This window comes from Paenibacillus sp. J22P90 (assembly GCF_059692195.1).
The window spans coordinates 42450-60148 of sequence record NZ_JCAUAY010000012.1; the positions used below are offsets into that span (position 1 = coordinate 42450).

General features: G+C 48.1%; 16 protein-coding genes. 10 read left to right on the top strand and 6 right to left on the bottom strand.

Annotated elements, in window-relative coordinates:
* The first annotated feature begins 128 nt into the window (after positions 1-128).
* Positions 129-731 (top strand): TetR/AcrR family transcriptional regulator C-terminal domain-containing protein, encoded by a 603-nt coding sequence (locus AC58UX_RS28440; RefSeq protein WP_497259059.1) that lies wholly within the window; start codon positions 129-131, stop codon positions 729-731.
* Between the two features lie 209 nt (positions 732-940).
* On the opposite strand, the gene AC58UX_RS28445 is transcribed toward AC58UX_RS28440, so the two are convergent.
* The 5 genes from AC58UX_RS28445 to AC58UX_RS28465 are packed head-to-tail and all read right to left on the bottom strand — an operon-like array spanning position 941 to position 3979.
* The gene (locus tag AC58UX_RS28445) at positions 941-1708 is read right to left on the bottom strand and encodes an ABC transporter permease (protein ID WP_497259061.1); all 768 of its coding nucleotides are present in this window, start codon (positions 1706-1708) and stop codon (positions 941-943) included.
* Entirely contained in the window at positions 1709-2470 is a 762-nt protein-coding gene (locus AC58UX_RS28450; protein ID WP_497259063.1) for an ABC transporter ATP-binding protein, read from the bottom strand.
* A gap of 13 nt (positions 2471-2483) precedes the next feature.
* Positions 2484-3350, bottom strand: coding sequence for a pentapeptide repeat-containing protein (locus AC58UX_RS28455; RefSeq protein WP_497259065.1), 867 nt, complete (start codon positions 3348-3350; stop codon positions 2484-2486).
* A gap of 14 nt (positions 3351-3364) precedes the next feature.
* A complete protein-coding gene (locus AC58UX_RS28460; protein WP_497259067.1) occupies positions 3365-3694 on the bottom strand; it encodes a PadR family transcriptional regulator in 330 nt (109 codons plus the stop codon).
* A 57-nt stretch (positions 3695-3751) separates the two neighbouring features.
* The gene (locus AC58UX_RS28465; protein WP_497259069.1) at positions 3752-3979 is read right to left on the bottom strand and encodes a hypothetical protein; all 228 of its coding nucleotides are present in this window, start codon (positions 3977-3979) and stop codon (positions 3752-3754) included.
* A 221-nt stretch (positions 3980-4200) separates the two neighbouring features.
* Here AC58UX_RS28465 and AC58UX_RS28470 point away from each other — a divergent pair, with 221 nt between their 5' ends.
* Both AC58UX_RS28470 and AC58UX_RS28475 read left to right on the top strand, forming a co-directional pair.
* A complete protein-coding gene (locus AC58UX_RS28470; protein ID WP_497259071.1) occupies positions 4201-5355 on the top strand; it encodes a Gfo/Idh/MocA family protein in 1155 nt (384 codons plus the stop codon).
* 21 nt (positions 5356-5376) lie between these two features.
* A complete protein-coding gene (locus AC58UX_RS28475) occupies positions 5377-6459 on the top strand; it encodes a Gfo/Idh/MocA family protein (protein ID WP_497259073.1) in 1083 nt (360 codons plus the stop codon).
* Here the strand turns inward: AC58UX_RS28475 and AC58UX_RS28480 are convergent.
* The gene (locus tag AC58UX_RS28480; RefSeq protein WP_497259075.1) at positions 6440-7345 is read right to left on the bottom strand and encodes a helix-turn-helix domain-containing protein; all 906 of its coding nucleotides are present in this window, start codon (positions 7343-7345) and stop codon (positions 6440-6442) included. The two genes, AC58UX_RS28475 and AC58UX_RS28480, sit on opposite strands and share 20 nt — an antisense overlap.
* A 252-nt stretch (positions 7346-7597) precedes the next feature.
* Between AC58UX_RS28480 and AC58UX_RS28485 the strand changes: the two genes are divergently transcribed.
* The 7 genes from AC58UX_RS28485 to AC58UX_RS28515 all read left to right on the top strand — a co-directional run bounded on the left by AC58UX_RS28485 (position 7598) and on the right by AC58UX_RS28515 (position 17634).
* Positions 7598-9238, top strand: a complete 1641-nt coding sequence (locus AC58UX_RS28485; protein WP_497259077.1) for a DUF8769 domain-containing protein — start codon at positions 7598-7600, stop codon at positions 9236-9238.
* A 406-nt stretch (positions 9239-9644) separates the two neighbouring features.
* Positions 9645-10514 (top strand): carbohydrate ABC transporter permease, encoded by an 870-nt coding sequence (locus AC58UX_RS28490; RefSeq protein ID WP_497259079.1) that lies wholly within the window; start codon positions 9645-9647, stop codon positions 10512-10514.
* 31 nt (positions 10515-10545) lie between these two features.
* Complete coding sequence (locus AC58UX_RS28495; RefSeq protein WP_497259081.1) at positions 10546-11439, top strand: carbohydrate ABC transporter permease; 894 nt, start codon at positions 10546-10548, stop codon at positions 11437-11439.
* Positions 11440-11475: 36 nt separating this feature from the next.
* Positions 11476-12618, top strand: coding sequence for an efflux RND transporter periplasmic adaptor subunit (locus AC58UX_RS28500; protein ID WP_497259083.1), 1143 nt, complete (start codon positions 11476-11478; stop codon positions 12616-12618).
* 17 nt (positions 12619-12635) lie between these two features.
* On the top strand, positions 12636-14039 hold the full coding sequence (locus AC58UX_RS28505; RefSeq protein WP_497259085.1) for an ABC transporter permease: 1404 nt from the start codon (positions 12636-12638) through the stop codon (positions 14037-14039).
* Complete coding sequence (locus AC58UX_RS28510) at positions 14020-15462, top strand: extracellular solute-binding protein (RefSeq protein WP_497259087.1); 1443 nt, start codon at positions 14020-14022, stop codon at positions 15460-15462. Before AC58UX_RS28505 ends, AC58UX_RS28510 begins: the two co-directional genes overlap by 20 nt.
* A gap of 27 nt (positions 15463-15489) precedes the next feature.
* Positions 15490-17634 carry a hypothetical protein gene (locus AC58UX_RS28515; RefSeq protein WP_497259089.1) on the top strand — a complete coding sequence of 715 codons (2145 nt, stop codon included), beginning with the start codon at positions 15490-15492 and terminating at the stop codon, positions 17632-17634.
* Positions 17635-17699: the final 65 nt, after the last annotated feature.

Genomic DNA, 17699 nt, shown 5'->3' on the forward strand with positions numbered 1-17699 from the left:
ATGCAGCTTCTATATCGGATAAAAACAACTCTAACATATATAGATGTTTATTTAAAATTTACTCTACATATGTTAGATTGTCAAGTTGTGTTAGAATATTAAGTAGAAAATGTTAAGGAGAAAAATAGATGGCACTTAATAAAAATATTGTAGTAGAAGAGGCTCTGAAGTTGCTAAATGAAGTTGGTATCGAAGGTGTCAGTTTAAGGGCGTTGGCAAATAAGCTAGGTGTGAAATCCCCTACGCTTTATTGGCATGTTAAGAATAAGGCTGATCTAGTCAATGAAATGACAGAACGTATAATTCATCCTGTATATAAAGAGCTATCTCAACGAGATTCAAGTCAGCCTTGGCAAGAATGGCTGTTTGATGTATTGAATCAGTTGAGAAGAGTATTGCTCTCATACACTGACGGAGCAAGGGTCGTCGCAGGAGCGCATTTCTCCCTTACCATGTCAGATGTGATGGAAAAGTCCATTAGAACACTGCTAACGGCTGGCGTCAGTTTACGAGAGTCTCGGTTGATTGTATTGACAGCAGTTCACTTCACTTTTGGGCATGTGATTGAAGAACAAACTTTACCTGACCCGGATTTGAATCAGAATTTTAACATTGAACTGTTCACCAAAGACCATCCAACTACAATGGCGGCAATTGAAGAGTATTTCAACTCAGGTCGTACCGCAGATGACCTTTTTAACGACGGTTTGAGACTCATTATTAAGGAATAACATTGGTGTCACCAATTTATTTATACGATTAGTATGTGGACAAATATTTCTTTACATTATCGCTTTAATGGTACGGTTAAACATTTGTTACACAAATGAAATCTGATTTTCATCTGGCATTAATCATTTCATACTATAATAAAAGTCGACCCCCTTTAAAATATAAACTTAGACCCACAGCCCGTTGCTGTGGGTCTCTTTTTTTGTTTTTACACCTTGTTTTTATAAACCCTCATCGCAAAGAAATATGCTACCAACAAAATCCCTACGCACCACGCTAGTGCAATCCATATATCATTGCGCACTGGCTGCTCCGCCAGTAGCGAACGCATAGCGTTCACGATCGAGGTCACCGGCTGGTTTTCGGCAAAGGCGCGAACGACCGACGGCATCGACTCGGTAGGCACAAACGCCGAACTGATAAACGGGAGGAAAATAAGCGGATAAGAAAACGCGCTTGCACCTTCTATCGTTTTTGCGGACAGTCCGGCAATCGCCGCGACCCAAGTTAAGGCCAGTGTAAACAATGCGAGTATACCTGCTACGGCAAGCCACGGCAGAATTCCAGCGGACGAACGAAAACCCATAATCAACGCTACTAGAATGATGACGATAATCGAAATGGCGTTGGACACCAAAGAGGTCAGCACATGCCCCCAAAGTAAGGCGGAACGTGAAATCGGCATGGTGTGAAACCGCTCAAATATGCCCCGTTGCTTATCCATAAACAGGCGGTAAGCGGTATAAGCTATTCCGCTAGCGATCGCCATAAGCAGTATGCCTGGCAACAGATAGTTCACATAGTTATCTGTTCCGGTTTGAATGGCACCGCCTAACACATAGACGAACAGCAGCATCATCGCAATTGGTGTGATACAGACCGTAATGATGGTGTCTATACTGCGGAAAATATGGCGCATAGAACGTCCAAGCATTACGCTTATATCAGTGAAAAAATGATTTTTTACCGTCTCCATTTATATGGCCTCCTTTTTGCTGACGATTGCGAGGAATATTTCCTCTAAGGATGGTTGTTTTTCAACATACTCCACTTTTGCGGAGGGGAAAAGCTTTTTAAGATCGGAAAGCGTGCCGTTGGCGATAATTCTACCCTCATGCAAAATGGCAATTCGGTCGGCAAGCTGCTCAGCCTCTTCCAAATACTGCGTGGTCAGGAGTACCGTCGTGCCACTGCCCGCGAGCTCTTTAACAACCTTCCAAACTTCGATGCGCGCCTCGGGATCAAGCCCAGTCGTCGGCTCGTCGAGGAAAATGATCTGCGGATTACCCACAAGGCTCAAGGCGATGTCGAGCCTGCGGCGCATACCACCCGAATAAGTAGACGCCCTGCGGTCGGCGGCTTCTGTCAAGCCGAAGCGTTTAAGCAAGTCGTCCGCAACCTGACGCGGATTTTTGAGGTATCGCAGCTTAGCGATCATGATGAGATTTTCCCGTCCCGTTAGAATCTCATCCACCGCGGCGAATTGCCCAGTTAGACTGATCGCTTGGCGAACATTCTCGGGTTTTGAAGCTACATCGAATCCATTTACGGTGGCAGTACCGCTGTCTTGTTTGAGCAGGGTGGTAAGGATTTTGACAACCGTAGTCTTACCAGCTCCATTAGAGCCAAGTAAGGCGAAAATACTGCCTTTTTCCACCTCGAAATCTACACCTTTTAGGACTTGAAGATCCTTGTAAGACTTCTGCAAACCTGACACTTTAATTGAAGTGTTGTGCATAAACTTCTCCTCCTTATCGAACAGTAACTTTAGACAAATCGGCTCCCATGCCTTTAAGCGATGCGTAGGTCAGTTTATCCATGACCGCACCGTCAAAGCATATGGTTTTAAAGGCGCGATAATACTTATTGGTCAATGAAAAGAACGCCTGGAAAGATACATTCATGAGCACAGCGCCCTTAAAAGAAACTTCGTTTACTGCTGATTTATCAAACTTAACGCCGATAAAGGTTTGCCCGTCAAAATTTACCCCGCTGAGGTCGGAATATTCGAAGTCCACGCCGTCAAAGATACAACCTTCGAAGCTTGTTTTTCTAAGGTCGATCTTGCTTAGCGTGACGTCAGTCAGTTTGGCACCTGTGATTTTGGCACCTTCCATCCCGGAAACATTGAAGTTGGTGCGTACAAGGATCGACTCGTTGAAGCTTGCATTGGTTAGGTCACTCGCGGAGAATAGGCAGTCTGTCAGATTAGCGCCATCAAAATTGGCTTCACGTGTGTCGCTGGCCTTAAACGAGCTGCCGGTCAAGTCTGCTCCCGCAAAGTCGGCACCGCGTAACGCGCTAGCATTAAATTGGCCTTTATGAGCCTTAACGCCTGCAAAGTCACCCATGGCCAAGTTGCTCGCACTAAAGTTTGTCACGACTTGGCGTTCCAGCGAGCGGGAGAGGTTGGAGACCTCCAGAATCGTTTGCTCGATGTCGCCGATGCTTTCAATTGTCATATTAAAAGCTGTTTCATCGTCTTTGCCTTCAGCTTTAAGCTCACGATATCTCTCTTGCAAATCGGAGTGCAGGTCTGCCTTTAATTCAGTAACACTCTTTACCCCATCGTATGGTGTGAAAACACCGTTCACATAGTTCGTTAATTTCTGATTCATCTCATCATCTCTCCTTATAATAAGTTTTCTAACACGCGCTTCGAATACTCCCAATTGTTCTTGTTGCGTACGTAAGCATTTCTGCCTTTTTCAGTAATCCTAAAATATTTGCGCCGTCCGCCTTGAGATTCGTCACCCCAATACCACTCGATATCGCCGTCTGTCTCAAGCCGCCGTACACTGGAGTACATCGTGGCTTCTTTTAATTCATATTCGCCACCCGAGCGTTCAGCAATCAATTTGACAATTTCGTACCCGTAGCGGTCAGCTTCGGATAAAAGTCTTAAAATCATTGTATCTGTATGTCCGCGGAGCAGGTCTGATGTTAGTTTGTTTTCGCTCATGTCTTCACCTCACATTTACATAATACGATACACTACTATGACTGTCAAGGTACTATTTTAAATAAAATACTTTGTTTGAAAAAATACGCCGATGCCCACGCTGACTTGTTGATCGGTGTGGGCATCGGTATGAGTGTGCTCATATGTAACCGCACCAGCAAACCACAAACACGCCTCAACAAACCTAACTGGATTTCCTCCATCTATTTTAAGCAAATATCTCGTATCTAACGGACTAACTGGATTTCCTACAGCTAATTTTCCGCCAGCAGCACAATTCTTCAAATTTCCTCTGAATTAACTGCAGCTTTTCCAGTCATCTCTTCAATAATGTGAAATCCGCCGAAATTAGCTGCAGTTTATACAGTTAGTGCTGCTCTTGAGCACCTTAAGACCTGCCAAAACCGCAAAGTAACGTCATTTTTGCACAAAATAGCGTCACATTTGTAACCGCATTCTTGGTATGCTTGGAGCAACAAGTAGCAAGAAACAAGGAGATGAAGTAGATGCTGAAGGTAGCTATTATTGGAGCAGGTGCGATCTCGAAGGCGCATATTGAAGCGTATTTACAATTCCCGGAGCGTTGTACGATCGTCGCGATTAGCGATATTTATGTGGATAAAGCGCAGGAGCGAATTGACCATTTTCAGCTGAAAAATGCCAGAGCTGTGAAGGACTACAAGGAACTGCTGCAAGAGGACATTGATCTTGTTTCCATCTGTACGCCGCCGTATACGCATGCTTCATTGTCGGTTGAGTTTCTGGAAGCAGGCGCGCATGTCATGGTGGAGAAGCCAATGGCGTCCTCGCTCGAGGAGTGCGACTTGATGAATGCGGCTGCGCAGCGGACAGGCAAGTTGTTGTCTGTAGTAGCGCAGAACCGCTTCAAGACGCCGATGATGAAAATGAAGTCCGTGCTGGAAAGCGGCCTGATGGGTAAAATCGTCCACGTCCAAGTCGATTCCTTCTGGTGGCGCGGCCATTGCTACTACGATCTGTGGTGGCGCGGCACGTGGGAGAAGGAGGGCGGCGGCCCGACGCTGAACCATGCGGTGCATCATATCGATGCGCTGCTCTGGATGATGGGCAGTCCAACGGAAGTCCAAGCGTTCATGAGCAATGTGTCGCACGATAACGCAGAGGTTGAGGATCTGTCGATAGGGATGCTGCGCTATGCCAACGGTTCCCTAGGCCAAATAACGAGCTCGGTCGTCCATCACGGCGAGGAGCAGCAGTTGATTTTCCAAGGTGCGAAAGCACGTGTATCTGCGCCATGGAAGGTGACCGCGTCGAATTCGACGTCGAATGGTTTCCCAGAGCCGAACAAGGAGCTAGAAGAAGAGCTACAAGCATTCTACGAAAGCTTGCCAGAAGTGAAGTACGTAGGACATGCAGGTCAAATCGATAATGTGCTAACGGCGATTGAGACCGGCGCTCCTGTGCTGATCGATGGAATTAGCGGCCGTCAAACGTTGGAGCTGATCACGGGGATTTACAAATCAGCGAGCACAGGCGAGCTTGTGATATTCCCGCTTGCCGCGGATGATGCATTCTACACGAGAAGCGGAGTGCAGGCGAATGCGACTCATTTTTATGAGAAAAACACATCCATCGAAAACTTTGCGCCACAAACAATTACAACGGGAAGTACATTTAAATAACATTTGAGGAGACTGACGATAATGCAAAAAAGTGATGGCATGAATTACGCTCCACAAGGGAGCTTTAATACAGTTTGTAAGCCAGGGGAGTTTATTTTCGCAGCGGCGGCGTTGGATCATGGGCATATTTATGGAATGTGCAATGGTTTGCGAGAAGCGGGCGGGGAATTGAAATGGGTGTATGACCCAGACCCTGCCAAAGTGGACAAATTCTTGAGCACATACCCTGGCGTACGTGCGGCAAGCTCGTTGGAAGAGATTTTACAGGATGCAGAAGTGAAGCTTGTTGCCGCGGCAGCGATTCCTTGTGATCGTGGTCCGCTGGGGCTCAAGGTGATGGATAGCGGGAAGGATTATTTCACAGACAAAGCCCCGTTCACAACGCTGGAGCAATTAGAAGAAGCGCGTGCGAAGGTAGCAGAGACTGGACAGAAATATGCGGTGTATTACAGCGAGCGTCTGCACGTGGAGAGCGCGATTTTCGCAGGTCAATTGATCGAACAAGGCGCGATCGGTCGCGTTCATCAAGTCATTGGATTAGGGCCGCATCGCATTAGTTTGTCGAGCAGACCGGATTGGTTTTTTGAGAAGGAGAAGTTCGGCGGCATTCTATGTGATATCGGAAGTCATCAGATCGAGCAGTTCCTGTATTTTACGGGGGCAAAAGACGCGAAGGTTGTTCACAGTAAAGTCGCGAACTACAATTACCCGCAGCATCCGAATTTTGAGGATTTCGGGGATGCTACGTTGGTTGGTGACAATGGCGCAACCGGCTATTTCCGCGTGGATTGGATGACGCCAGACGGCTTAAGCACATGGGGCGATGGCCGCATGACGATTCTAGGGAGCGATGGGTATATTGAGCTTCGCAAATACGTCGATATCGCCAGAGAACAGACGAGCAATCATGTGTACCTCGTGAATAAGGATGGGGAGCAGCATTTTGCCGTTAGTGGTCAAGTCGGTTACCCTTACTTTGGCCAGCTGATCCTGGATTGCTTGAATCGTACGGAAGTTGCGATGACGCAGGAGCATACGTTTAAAGCAGCAGAGCTATGCCTGATTGCACAGCTCGATGCGATGATTATAACGACTGCCGAGTAACGGCTGCGTTATTTCCCCGCTGATATTGCTTGCGAAATTGGTACGGCGTCACGCCGATCTGGGTTTTGAACATTTTACAAAAGTATGAGCAATTCGTTACACCAATGGCCTCGCCGATGCGAGCCACAGTCTGATCCGTCGACGTTAGCAGCTTGACTGCTTGCTGTAATCTTCTTGCTGTAACGTAATCGGAAATGCTGGTGCCGGTACACTCAGTGAACAAATGAGACAAGTGATAAGGAGATAGATGCAGCTCAGCGGACATCGTCTCTAATCGCAACGGCTCGGTGTAATGCTCCTCCAGCCAGTTGAGGATTCGTTCGGCTTGATGGGATTTGCGTGTGGTGCCTGAGTGTGTCTGACCTTCGTGTCGTTCCCACAGCGGCATGAGGCTGCGAAAGAAGGCGATGAGAAAAAGTGAAAACTCTTCCATCTCATCTTGTTTGTTCAAGGAAGGCAGTTTCCTCGCAAGGCTTTGTAAAAGCATAAGAAATTGATCCGTCACACTTGGTTCGTAAAGACAAGGGGCTTGCAGTGTATTTGTATGAATATGCTTGAAAAAAGCCAACAACCGCGGCCATTGCTCGAAGTAGGCTTCATATACGGATGGCTCAAAATGAACGATAGAGCGCACGAATGGCGTTTCGGGATCCATTTGAATGTGGTGAAGCTGATAGGGCTGAAAGACGCATAGCATACCGGAAGTCACTTCATAGCTTTTCTGATCAACAATGAGCGTGCCTTGGCCTTCGTGAACGATTAAAATTTCAATCCCTTGATGGGCGTGGAACGTACCCTGAAACTGTTCAGTTCCGATCGTTTTTCGCTGGCAGGCAAAATAAAGCGGCAAAATGTTCAAACCGATATTATTCTGAACATAGGACATCAGGGTCACTTCCTCTCGGGCGGTTGGTATGATAGTGCCTCGGTACAGCCAAAGTATACAGGAATAGGGCTTAAATCGGCAAGGCGACAACGATCATGATCGTGAAAATAGTAGGAAGTCCCTTAACGCTGGCAGGATGCTGGCGGTTGGGGGCTTTTTGCATTTGGCGTATTTTCGTACTCCAACAATGTGTACATACAAGGTATAATCGACAACAAAGGATAGTCGCATATAGAAGGAGTTGGAAGATAGATGGTACAGATCCAATTGAATGAGAAACAGACTTTTGCACTGCGGTATTATCTAAAAGGTTGTGACGCTCGCTATGACGGGGAAATGAAGTTGCTTCGCAATTTATCCCATAAATATGACACTCGCGCAAGTTCGCACTATGCGTTCGGACTTCTGCTTCGGGATCAACCAGGGGATGTGGAGCGGGCAAGCGACCTCATCAACAGCATCATTCGCCTGCAATTGGATGCGCCTGATGAAATTTATCATGGCACCTTCCGTCGCACAGATAAGGACTTGGATCCGCCGAAAGGGAATTATCCTTGGCAACAGGTGGACACGCCGGGCTTTGCATTTTACCTAGAAGAGACGTTGACGCGTATTGGCACGGAGCTTGAAAAGATAATGGGCCAGGATGGCGTACAAGAGCAATTTCGGAATGCGGTGGATCGCGTGCTCCCTCGGGTGTGGGCAAGCTATGATCCGAACTGGCGAGAGTTCATAGCTTGTTCGTTCGGAGCGATTCTGGGACTGTTCGAGGAGAAGCTGTCTCCTGAGCTTGTAGCACAGATGGATGAGGCGATGGGCAAAACGGTAAGTGCTTCGATCGATCGACGACTATCTGACGCGATTCCGATGAATACGAATATTGAGCTGATGCATATCTTCATCGTTGATTTCTTCGGGGATCGCTTTGGAAATGCAGCGTGGACCGAGCATGCGCAAAAGGAAATTCTCAAATTTCAGGCGCATTTTAGCGAGTTAAACTCCTTTGCGGAGTTTAATTCAGCGACCTATTATGCGGTGGATTTGACGGCGTTGGGCTTATGGCGTGCCTTCGGCAAATCGGCTGCTATTCATGAAGTTGGTAACCAAGTGCTGCAAGGGCTATGGGAAAATATTGCGTTATTTTATAATCCAAATCTCGAAAATCTATCCGGTCCCTATACACGCGCCTATGAAATGGAAATGCTGCATCACAGCTCGTTGGGTGCTCATCTGTATCTCGCGCTGGGAGCGGGTTATGAGCACATGATCGAACATGGCGACGATGAGGAGCTGGATCCGCTGCTCATTTATGTAGGTGGACGAGTGCCGGATAGCGTGAAACCGCTGCTTGTTCAGCACCGCGAACCGCGACAAGTGACGAAGCAATTCCGCGAGCTATGTGAGCGAAACAAGCCTGGAGAGAATACGCCACTTTGTACGGCTACGGCTTGGATTGCGGAGAACTACATGATGGGCGGCCTTTCGGGGAGTGAGAACACGAGTGGTCAGCTGCATCCGGCTACCATTCATTGGCAGAGTGGAAAGGGTGAGGTCTATTCGGTACGACTTGGGCGCCGTGAGGTAGGCGGTCATTGGAGCAAGCATATGCGAGGAATCAGGTACAATGCACAGGCAGATCAGGATGGACTGCGGATTGATGTGCATTTTACGACGGAGCAGCCGATTGAATTGGTATTCGAGTTTAGAGGGAGCGAGCTGGATGCCGCAGGCTTGACGCCAACTTTGTGGAAACAGCCAGGAATCGAGCTTGCGGTAGAAGCGGAAGCGCCGGGTCCGACAATCGCTGCACGTGAGGGGTATTTGGAGCTTGTTTATTTGTATGTGCCAGGCGGGGCGGATCGGATGCGATTTACGATTCGCCAGGGCGGGTAAAGTTAGACTGAGGAAGTGAAACGGAACTAGGCGTGGGGAATAACCGGTATGAAAAGTCCAAGACGATGTCTTGGGCTTTTTTTTGTCGAAGGCCTGTTTCCTAGCTATCAAAGATGCAAAAGAGCATCCTTTACATGAGTGTTTAATGTAACATTCCAAATAATTGCAAAAAGGCATCCTTTCGGGGCGAAAAGGTCTAAAAAAAGCTGAAAACAGACAAATTGATGCCTTTTCGCATCAATTTTAGCTGAAATCGCGAATTTGATAGAGCAAAGTTGCACTTTTGCAATTTTCATTCGACGGAGCGTATGCTGGTTGCCGAAAAGGACCTGATCTCTCTTTCCTTCTAATCCATTTCTAATTTACGAATGAGAGAATGTGTTCTGAGGGAAGGAGGAACGCTTTTGTGCTGAAGTGGTTACGCAACAATGAGGGTCTAACAGCACTTCTATTTCTATTGCCGAGCCTGGCAGGATTTGCAGTGTTTTTCTTAATCCCCTTTGGGATGGGGTTTTATTATTCGCTCATGGACAGCCCGATTAACGGCTCTTTTGTGGGGGGAGCGAATTATCGCGAGCTGCTGGGGAATCCCATTTTTCGGCGGGCAGCCGTGAATACAAGTCTTTTTATGGCGATCTGTGTGCCGCTGAACATGTTGATTGCACTAGGGCTGGCGATGCTGCTTAATCGCAAGCTTCCTCTGCGCCAAACGTTCCGGATCTCGTTCTTGAGTCCGCTTGTTGTACCGGTGGCATCCGTGGTGCTGGTGTGGAACGCGCTATTCGATCTGCATGGGACGATCAACGCGTGGCTTGCCGGCTGGGGGATACGTCCTCACGATTGGATGGAAAGCGAAGCCTCCTTGTATGTGCTGATCATTGTCTATCTGTGGAAAAACATCGGCTACAATATGATCCTGTTCCTTGCAGGCCTTCAAAATATTCCGAACGACTACTATGAGGCAGCATCGATGGATGGAGCAGGCAAGTTTCGGCAGTGGCGATCGATTACGCTTGTCTATTTAACGCCAACGGCTTTCTTTGTTTTCATCATGTCGATTATTAACTCCTTTAAAATGTTTCGTGAGACGTACTTAATTGCCGGCAATTACCCGGATGAAAGTATTTATATGCTGCAGCATTATATGAACAACATGTTCAAATCACTGGATTATCAGAAGCTAACGTCTGCTGCTTTTTTAATGGCTCTGGTTATCGTAGTACTCGTATTGACACTTTTTGTAGTGGAGAGGCGCATCAGCAAGTCCATCGGATAACGGTGGAATCGCGTTGGAAAGGAGATATCAAATGCAAGCAAGCCGCATAAAGCCGCTAACTGTCCGTATGGGGCGAAAGTCCGCGCGAATCGTGCTTATGACCGTACTAATCTTGCTGCTGGGGGGATTTTTGTTCCCGATGGTGCTGACGATAAGCAACTCTTTCATGGCGGAAGAGGAGATTACGAGCAACTACGCTGCACTTTCGGGCGATACAGACGATGGCGATTTCATAACCATGGCTTGGATACCTAATCGCGTAACCCTCTCGCAATATTATGCGGTTTTGGTGGGGAGGCCGCAGTTTCTATTCATGTTCTGGAACTCGGTGAAAATGACAGTGCCGATCATCGCGGGTCAACTGGTTGTAGCTTCGCTAGCCGCGTACGCCTTCGCCCATTTGCGCTTTCGATTTCGCGAGCCGCTCTTCTTCCTGTACATTGTCACAATGCTGATGCCCTTTCAGGTCACGCTGGTGCCCAATTTCATTGTCGCAGATAAGTTAGGGCTGATAGGTTCGTATGGCTCGATTATATACCCCGGTATTTTCAGTGCCTTCGGCGTATTCCTGCTGCGGCAGTTCATGATGGTCGTGCCTGCGAGCTATATCGAAGCTGCGCGTGTGGATGGGGCGAGTCACTTCTACATATGGACAAGAATTGTGCTGCCGATGTGCGGCACAGGTGTGGCGGCGCTATCAATCCTCGTTTTCATTGATAATTGGAATATGGTGGAACAACCGCTGATTTTTTTAAATGATGCGATCAAGCAGCCGTTATCTGTGTATTTAGCCGTCATTGGCGACGAGGAGCGAGGCATTGCCTTCGCCGCATCCGTGGTGTATATGCTGCCACCGCTGCTGGTTGCTTTGTATGCGGAGAAATATTTGGTCGAAGGCATCCAGTTGTCAGGGATAAAAGGGTAAAAAGGTGAGATGGATGACACATAGGAGGAACGTTGTATGGAAGCATTAATGGCCGCCGCCGACGGCGAACGCGCCAAGAAGAAAGGAATTAGAAAGGCAATCGTTACCTTTGTTATTGCGATGGTCGCCTTGACGTTCTTTTCCAATACCCTGCTAGGTATATCGCTGGCTGAGGTGACCACGGAAAAGGCGCTCGCCGGCACATTGTCACATGAGGTCACAGGCTCGGGAAGCGTGGAATCGGCTGAGACAGCAGATGTCTATGTGGAGACCAACTGGGGCGCAAGCGAGGTCGAAGTGAAAGTCGGCGATAAAGTGACGGCTGGACAAGAGCTGGTTGTTTTTAAAACAAGAGAGACGGAAGATTCGCTGAAAGATAATCAGGCGCGATATGCGCAGAAGCAGTTGAGCTTGGAGAAGCTCCAGGAAAGCTATCAGGAAACGTTCCGCAGCAGTGACGAGAAGCAAATGCGCAGCATCGCTCGCGATATCGAGAGTACGCAGCTGGATATGCAAATTTTGGAGCGGCAGATTGCCAATCAACAGCGTCAGCTTAGGGAGTTTTCGCGGATGGTCGCACCTGTCAGCGGGATTGTCACGGCCGTAAACGCAGTGAAAGGAGCTCCTGTTCCTAGCGGAAAAGCTGCCGTGAGCATTGCCGATTTGTCCAGGGGCCAGCAGATGAAGGCCACGATTGACGATGCGAAAGCGCCATATGTCGCTGTGGGTGATAAGACGGAGCTTATTTTTGCCACGTTAAACAATGCCAGAATTCCAGCGCAAATCACCGATATTCGGGATGCAGTAAGCTCTTCCGGCTCTGGTCAGTCCAATCAGTCGACTCAAAAAGGGAAAGAAATTACGTTCACCTTGAAGGATGATCGACTGAAAGGGGGAGAAACCGGCGAGTTCGATATTGTCAAAAAAACAGCCTCGTTCCGCTCGCTCCTGCCTAACGATGCTGTACGGGAGGATGATCAGGGGACGTACGTCCTGCTCCTCAAAGAAAAGAAAGGTCCGCTAGGCACGGAATATGTTGCGCAGCGGGCGAATGTACAGATCGGAGATGCGGATGATACGAAAACATCCATCGAAAACGGCATTACGCCGCTAGATAAAGTAATCGTCTCGAGTTCGAAATCGATTGCGGAAGGGGACCGTGTGCGTGCGAATGAATAACAGGGAGGAGGGAGGTTATGCAGCGTTCCCGATTGGCAGCATGGATGGTATTTGTCGGTGTGCTGTTGCTGCTGGCCAGCAGCGGATTAGTCGCTTCCGTTGTTAGCGAATGGGACCAGACGAACGGCTCCTATGGGATGCAGCAGATCACGGTAAACGTGGATCCATCGGCTGCGCGAGCAAGCCCAGCGGGCTTGTTCTTGAAAGATGCTGAGCTGCTGACCAAAAAGTGGGCACCACTGCCGATCGCTTATGCAGCGAGAGAGCAAACGCGAGCGATATATGGTGCAGTAAAGCTAAACACGGATGTGTTCGGTGTTAACAATTCTTATACAGATTTTAACCAAATTAAGCTGAAGGCCGGCGCTTCCTTCGCACAAAACTCAGTGGATGAGCACAGCCGAGTAGCCTTAGTTAGCGCTACGGTTGCTCAGCAGCTATTTCGTTCGAATCAGGTCGTAGGTAAAACGATTGAGCTGTTCGGTGTCGGTTTTACGGTCGTCGGGGTGTTCGAGGATGAAGGCTCTCTGCTTCGGCAGATGTCTGACGATGGCAGTCCAAATGTGCTGATTCCCGTCACGACGCTATTCGATATCCAGTCAGAGGCGAGGATTGAAACCATTCAAATGGCAGGCAAGCCTAGCGCAGTTGCTGGGGGAGAAAGCCAAGTGAACGAGGTGCTCAATTCGATCGGTCACAACCCTGGGCAATTCAAAATTGTCAACCACGAGCTTGCTCATAAACGAATGGCGCAGTGGCGATTGGTTCAACTGTTTGTATGCGGGATGATCGCGATCTACATCCTTGTGCGGTTGATCATACGACAATGCTTAACCATACAAGCTGTTTTAAAAAAGAGACTTACCAGAGATAACTGGATCGATGCCGTGATTCTTGAACAATCAGCACTGTTAATAGGCACACTCGCTGTACTCGGTATGAGCGCCTGCATTATTGCCCTCTGGAAAGGCATCCGGTTTCACCTCTACATCCCGCTGGAATGGGTGCCGGAGCAGATCATTGATCTGTCGTTTTACATGGAAAAGCTGCACAGCCTATGGCAGCAGGAAGCGGCACAGATGGGCTACGTTCCATCGCCGCAGGAGTTTTTGATCGATGCCGCCAATGGGCTAACAGGCCGGTTGTTCGTAGGAGGCATGCTGTTCGGCTTGCCGCTGCTCTTGCTTGGCATCCGGTTATGGGTGCTGGAACGAGTACCCGTGTATACCCAATTGCAACGCATATTCATGTATGTGCCCGTTGCAGCTGTCTTCATTTTCGCCATGGCCCAGTGGGCAGGATTGTCTTATCAGATTGAACCGCTGGATTATGCGGTAGTAGGTGCGCTATGCACCGTGGCTATTATTCATTTTAACCCATCTAAAGGAGTGGAATTTTCTTATGCGCAAAATTACAGTTAAACAATCGGTCATCGCTTGCTCGCTCGTTTCTATGTTATCTCTGACAGCTTGTTCGTCCAATACGACGACAACATCGGGTGGCACAGGAAGTACAGCAGCACCCGCTGCCGGGAACAAAACAGTCACACTATCTGTGATGACATCCGATCGTTTTCTCGAGCTAGCTAAACAGAAATACGAGGCTCTGCATCCAGACACCAAAATTAACATAAAAGAGTATGCAGCAGCACCTCAAACGGCGCCACAAGGCCAAGCACAAGGTCAGGGGCAGGGGCAGCAGATGATGATCATGCAGAAGCCAGATCCGAAAAACACGGAGAAATACGCCAGTTCAGTAGGAGCTGAGCTCATGAGCGGCAAAGCTTCGGATATCATCGTGACGAGCGGACTTCCTTATCAGAAATATGCAGACAAGAAGCTTCTGGAGAATATCAGCGACCTGATGAGTAAAGATGCTTCGTTCAAAAAGGATAACTATTACGCAGGTATTTTCGATGCTATGAAATATAACGGTTCCTTATATGCGGTCCCCATTAAAGTGGGATTGAATATGTGGCTGGGCAATCAAGCCTTATTGAGTAGTCAACAGATCGATGACAGCAAGTGGACTTGGGCAGATTTTAAGAAAAAGGCCAGTGCTATGGTCGCAGATAAAAATAATGACGGTAAGCCAGACACGTATCCCATGGGCAAAATAGAGCCTGCCGAGCTAATCACGTCGATGCTGGGCAGCAGCTTCTCGAAATTCGCTGATGTCGGCGCGAAGAAAGCCAAATTTGATACACCTGATTTCATTAACATGCTTAAGCTTGCGAAATCCATGTATGACGATAAGGTCATTCTTGCGGATAACTCCGATCCTAACAATGTCGTTTTCCAACCGAAGGGGAACGTTCTGATGTACATGGATATGTATACGATGCCGAAAATGAATTTTGAGGGCAAAGGCGGGTACTACAACTTGCCTTCGGAGAGCGAAGCCAGAGGAACTCAGTTTACCTCGTCGTTACCGCTTGCCATCAACAGCAAATCAGCTAACAAGAAGGAAGCATGGGAATTCGTGAAGTACTTGCTGTCCGATGAGATGCAATCGGCTAGAGAGTTGACGGGGATTGCCGTTAATAAGACCGGAGCTAAGGCGCAAATCGACTTCTTGAAAACGCTCGGAACAGGCGGTGAAGGCGGCGGCAAAAGCATGAAGCTTATGATTAATGGCAAAGCAGCGACGGTTCAACCTGCCACGGAGCAGGATGTAACGGCTATGGAGAAGATTTTGAACAATGTTAGCGTATATGCAGAAAGCGATTTGAAAATCACGAATATCGTTGCTGAAGAAACAGCATCGTTCTTCCAAGGTCAGAAGTCCGCTGAAGAAGTTGCGAAGGTCATTCAGAACAAGGTTAACACGTATTTGCAAGAGTAACCGTCAGTCAAGGAGGATGTATGCATCATGATGATTCGTCATCGTAAAATATTTCATTTGCTTCTGTTCCTCCTCCTCCTAAGCAGCACTGCTTCCCCCGTTTCGGCCTCGGCCGGAGCTGGGGTTGCTTCGTCTACATCTGCGGAGCTTGCCGAGGAGCAGGTCATAGGCTCAACATTGCTAGGAAAAGCCGCTATCGGCGAGGCTAGCTACATGGAAGTGCAAGATGTCATGCTGCTGCCTGGCGATCAGGACGGGATGGTCACCTTTACGGTCAATGTCCATAACGGCGGTGTGAGTGAACTGTCTTTTAAAAATTATTGGGTACGCCTGCAGTCCAAGGCTGGCAGTACGTTTACGGTTAATCAGTTCACGCAGAGCGGCGATACGAATCGGATTGCACCAGGTACAAGCCAAGCATACAACTTTTATGCAAAAGTGAACGCGACAACCGAGCTTCAAGATCTATTATTTAAGCTCGTTCAGTTGGATTTTTCGGTCGCTGGCTTTGAACGAGTTATCGGTCAATTGACGCCTGCGAGTGATTACACCGTGGTGACGCCAGTGGAAGCGACACGTTCGGTTGAGATTGATGGGACGCCATACTATGCGAACATCGCACGTACCTCCATAAGTAGAAATGACGATTTCTACTTGCCTTCGATTTATTTTGAAATGGAGAATAAAGGGACTAGCAGTGCTAAGCTGCCTGATCTGAGTTACTTCATTCGTACCGCTCAAGGACACATGTATCCGCTGCAAGCTGCAACCTTGGGGAAAGGGACAGAGCTGCAACCACTTGCTGAAAAAGAAGGGCTTCTCAGCGGCTCCATTCCTAGGGAAGCGGGAGCGGAGGGGTGGCAGCTTGTCATCACCGAAACGACGACGGCAAGTGATGGCAAGAGCAGCTTGAAGCTGCCGGTGGCTTTTTTCGAAGTGCCGGAAGCTGTAGAAGTGGAAGTTTCATTGGGGAACGACTATGCGTTTTCCAACAAGTCAGGCACGTACACGGTGAGAATGACGTCCTTGCAGCGATTGCCGTGGGAAGATCAAGACATTTTGGCGGCTAATATTACGTTGACGAATAAAGGGAGTCAGGCGCTGCCTATTCCGAATTTAAAAGGGTATTTTGAACTTGATGATGCCGTGACTGTCGAGGCTAGCCTCATTCGGACCGATCGTGTGATCAGTCTTCAGCCTGGCAAAGAGATCAATCTCCAGTTGGCGGGGAAAATCCCGTATACGAGTGATTTCAAGGACTTGAATCTTGTTTTACAAGAGAAGGCTGCGGATAACCAAGTGAGTGATTTGCTCACGTTTCATCATAATAAAGAGCTGATGGGGATGAAGGTGATCCCTGCTGCGGAGACGAGAACGCTGACCGATATTGGGCAAAGTGCTGCTTATTCGATTCGTTCCACCCAAACATTCCAAGGCGAAGGCGCCGATTTGTTCACGGTACAGTTGAGTGTCGAAAACCTGGAGAAGCGTTTTACGGATTTGCGGAAGCAGGTTGCGCAGTTTAGGGCGGAAGACGGTACGGTTTTTCCGGCTCACATGTCAGAGATCAACAATAAGGTCATTCCTGGCGGCAAGGCACTTATTTATGTGTATGCAACCCTTCCCAAAGGGTATAAGACAGCAGATTTGCAGCTGATTCTTGGCGACGCAGTCACTTTCTCTGGTGTAGCTCAAGAGGATGGCTATGTCAACGCCGCTGTTTTTCAATTGCCAGAAGAGATCGAAGAGCCGCTGGGTGGCTTCGCCGAACTGGACGTCTACCCGTATACGATTACGTTAAGTCATATCGGGACACAGATTAATTTTGCACAAGGGACCGTCATGCTGGATTTCGATTATGAATTAAAAAGAGATACTTTAGTTGAAACGAGCATGAAGGATCATTCTTTGATCGTGGAACTGAAAGATGATTTGGACCGGAGCGGCAAAGAAATTATCGTGAGTCAAACGTATGCGCTGGATGGGGCGGATCCGACGAAATCTCTCCAAGTGGGCTTCCACGACGCGACGATTACGTACACGAACAAAGATAAAATTTATCAAATCGGTGATATGAAAACGTATCAATTGAACGTCTACCATCAATTTCAAAATGGACAGAAAAAATTAATCGCAACGAAAGAGCTGGATTGGTTTGTATTTACAGACTAGCCTAAGCTTATTTTAAGCTGGCGTTCATCTCATCCCTTTATACTGAGACCAATAGAGTGGTTGCG

What these genes read in the sequence shown, in the direction of transcription:
- AC58UX_RS28510 (WP_497259087.1), top strand. Translation starts at nt 14,020, where the DNA reads ATGCGCAAAATTACAGTTAAACAATCGGTCATCGCTTGCTCGCTCGTT.
- AC58UX_RS28500 (WP_497259083.1), top strand. Translation starts at nt 11,476, where the DNA reads ATGGAAGCATTAATGGCCGCCGCCGACGGCGAACGCGCCAAGAAGAAA.
- AC58UX_RS28460 (WP_497259067.1), bottom strand. Translation starts at nt 3,694, where the DNA reads ATGAGCGAAAACAAACTAACATCAGACCTGCTCCGCGGACATACAGAT.
- AC58UX_RS28480 (WP_497259075.1), bottom strand. Translation starts at nt 7,345, where the DNA reads ATGTCCTATGTTCAGAATAATATCGGTTTGAACATTTTGCCGCTTTAT.
- AC58UX_RS28475 (WP_497259073.1), top strand. Translation starts at nt 5,377, where the DNA reads ATGCAAAAAAGTGATGGCATGAATTACGCTCCACAAGGGAGCTTTAAT.
- AC58UX_RS28515 (WP_497259089.1), top strand. Translation starts at nt 15,490, where the DNA reads ATGATGATTCGTCATCGTAAAATATTTCATTTGCTTCTGTTCCTCCTC.
- AC58UX_RS28470 (WP_497259071.1), top strand. Translation starts at nt 4,201, where the DNA reads ATGCTGAAGGTAGCTATTATTGGAGCAGGTGCGATCTCGAAGGCGCAT.
- AC58UX_RS28455 (WP_497259065.1), bottom strand. Translation starts at nt 3,350, where the DNA reads ATGAATCAGAAATTAACGAACTATGTGAACGGTGTTTTCACACCATAC.
- AC58UX_RS28505 (WP_497259085.1), top strand. Translation starts at nt 12,636, where the DNA reads ATGCAGCGTTCCCGATTGGCAGCATGGATGGTATTTGTCGGTGTGCTG.
- AC58UX_RS28450 (WP_497259063.1), bottom strand. Translation starts at nt 2,470, where the DNA reads ATGCACAACACTTCAATTAAAGTGTCAGGTTTGCAGAAGTCTTACAAG.
- AC58UX_RS28440 (WP_497259059.1), top strand. Translation starts at nt 129, where the DNA reads ATGGCACTTAATAAAAATATTGTAGTAGAAGAGGCTCTGAAGTTGCTA.
- AC58UX_RS28445 (WP_497259061.1), bottom strand. Translation starts at nt 1,708, where the DNA reads ATGGAGACGGTAAAAAATCATTTTTTCACTGATATAAGCGTAATGCTT.
- AC58UX_RS28485 (WP_497259077.1), top strand. Translation starts at nt 7,598, where the DNA reads ATGGTACAGATCCAATTGAATGAGAAACAGACTTTTGCACTGCGGTAT.
- AC58UX_RS28495 (WP_497259081.1), top strand. Translation starts at nt 10,546, where the DNA reads ATGCAAGCAAGCCGCATAAAGCCGCTAACTGTCCGTATGGGGCGAAAG.